This is a genomic window from Rhizobacter sp. P3_B12 (genome assembly GCF_056402895.1).
In genome coordinates, this window is the sequence record NZ_JBFUGN010000865.1 from 1 (window position 1) to 2,640 (window position 2,640).

The window sequence follows — 2,640 nt, forward strand, 5'->3', positions numbered from 1 at the left end:
CGGTCACGCAGAGCGAGCAGGCCCAGCTCGCACGCCGCTGGCTGCCCGAGGATGCCGACGGCGCACCGCACAACGTGATGCTGACCGATGCCGAGCGCCGCTGGGTCGATGCGCACGGCCGCATCCGGGTCGGCTACGACGCCGCCTTCGCACCGATCACGCTGCGCAACGACCTGACCCAGCTGCGCGGGCTGGGTGCCGACTTCCTCCGGCTGGCCGCCGGCAAGGTCGGCGTGACGATCGAGAGCGAGATCGGCGGCAGCTTCGCCGAGATGTACCAGCGCGGCTTGAAGGGCGACATCGACGTGCTGGTCGGCGCCGCGCGCACGATGCAGCGCCGGCAGGATTTCGATTTCGTCGGCCCGTTCCTGCGCGTGCCCACCGGCATCGTCACGCGCAGCCCCGACGGGCCGCTGGTGACCCGGCTGGGCGAGGTCGGCCCCATGCGCATGGCCTTGCTGCAGGACCACTTCCTGATCCCGCAGCTGAGCAGCCGCTACCCGGCCATCCAGCTGATCACGGTCCCGACGCAGGAGGGCGCTTTGCAGGCGGTCGCCGACGGCCGGGCCGATCTCGCGATCGGCAACCTGAAGGTGGTCAACCAGTTGATCAACGACGGCCTGACCGGCCGCGTGCGCGTGACCGGCACGCTGGGCGATGCCGACAGCGAGCTGTACTTCGCGGTGCGGCGCGAGCTGCCCGAGCTCTCGCACCTGCTGCGCAAGGGGCTGGATGCGGTGAGCGCGGCCGAGGCTTCGGACATCGAGCGCCGCTGGCTGCTGGGCAGCGGCACGCTGAGCATGAGCCGCGAGCAGGCGGTGCGGCTGGGTGCGGTGCTGCTGGCGACGCTGCTGGTGCTGCTGACCTGGTTGCTGCTGCTGCGGCGTGGCAACCGGCGGCTGCGGCAGGCGCGGAAGATCGAGCGCGATGCGCGGCGGCTGGCCGAAGAGAGCACCGCCGCGCGCGGCCGCTTCATCAGCTACCTGACGCACGAGCTGCGCGGCACGATCGGCGCCATCGGCACCGGCGCGCAGATGCTGAAGGAGACCCTGCCGCCCGAGCGCCGCCAGCGGCTGGCCGATGCGATCAGCGAATCGGCCGAGGGCTTCAGGAGCCTGCTCGAGACCACGCTGCAGTACGAGCAGCAGCTGGAGCGGCGCGTCGAGCTGCAACTGGCGCCGACCGAGTTCGCGGCGCTGTGGCTGCAGATGATCGCGCCGCTGGAGCTGAGCGCGCAGGGCAAGGGCCTGGGTTTCCGCGCGACGCTTGCGGCCGACAGCGCGGCGCGCGTGCTGATCGACGCGCAGCGGCTGCGGCAGGTCGTCAACAACCTGGTGGGCAACGCGATCAAGTTCACCAGCGAAGGCGAGGTGACGGTGCAGGGCCGGTTGAAAGGCGAGGGCGCGGCCGTGCAGCTGGAGCTCGACGTGTGCGACACCGGGCCGGGGTTGAGCGACGAGGACCGCTTGCGCCTCTTCCAGCCGTATGCGCAGGGCGTGCAGGGGCAGAAGCTGCGGCAGGGCGCGGGCCTCGGGCTCGCGATCACGCGGCAGATCGTCGAGGCGATGGGTGGGCGGATCAGCGCCGAGGCCGCGCCTGGGGGCGGGGCGGTGTTCCGGGTCAGTGCGACGGTGGTGGCGGCTTGAGGGCGCTTTTGCTTGAAGCGGAGGAGAGGACATGGCAGATGCAAAGGAAGCTGACATCAAGGCGGTGTCTTCGTTAGCACCATGGCATGACGATCTGCTGAATCGCCGCGAGTACGCCGACTTTTTGACGGCCTACCTTTCCAGGCGTGTGTGCCCGGAAAGCGGTCCCAACGCCTCGTTCACCTTGGCGCTGGATGCGCAGTGGGGCCAGGGCAAGACCTATTTCATTCAGAACTGGGCGCGTACGCTTCAAGAGTCCACCGACTCGCATCCCGCTTTCGTCTTTGACGCTTGGGCGGCGGACTATGCGGCCGACCCTGTCGTGGCGTTCATGGCCGCATTTCGGTCGGCGATCGATGCCGAAATCTCTCGGGGTGGCCTGAAACCCTCGTTGCAGAAGAAGGCAAAGAGGAATATTGGCAACGCGGTGCGCTTTTTGCGGCGCGGGCTCATCCCGGCTGGCAAGCAGGTCGCGAAGGGTGTCTTGACGAAGGTGACCGGGGTAGCCGCTGGCGAGGTTGTGGAAGCGTTCCGAGATGGTTCCGCCGAAATCGACATGGATCAACTCACGGAGGCTGGCCTCGATGGAGTCAACGCTGGCCTCGACGCGTACTTTGAAAAAGAGCTCGAGGCTCATTCGGAAAAGGCGCAAGTCTTCCGTGATTTCCGAGAGTCGGTCGAGGAGACTCTTCGCGTGATTTCCGAAGCCAGCGATCGCAAGCTTCCGCTATTTGCGTTTGTCGATGAACTCGATCGTTGCCGCCCCGATTTTGCGATCTCGCTGCTTGAGGGCCTCAAGCACGTGTTCGGCATCAAGGGCGTTTGCTTTGTGGTGTCCACCAACGTTTCGCAGCTGACCGAAGCAGTGAAAGCCGTCTATGGATCGGGCTTCAATGGCTACAGCTACTTGAAGCGATTCTTTGATGTCAGCTACGCCTTGCCTGATTTCAATGGTGATACGTTCATCGATGATTTGGTGCGGCATCACTTGGTG

The 2,640-nt window shown here is 66.3% G+C and carries 2 protein-coding genes; both read left to right on the forward strand.

The annotated features are described in order from the left end of the window. Positions 1 to 1,646 (forward strand): ATP-binding protein (locus AC1D01_RS29265; protein WP_477872670.1); only part of this gene is annotated, 1,646 nt, incomplete at its 5' end. A gap of 31 nt (positions 1,647 to 1,677) precedes the next feature. Further along, positions 1,678 to 2,640: KAP family P-loop NTPase fold protein (locus AC1D01_RS29270; protein ID WP_477872672.1), on the forward strand; the 963-nt coding region annotated here is incomplete at its 3' end.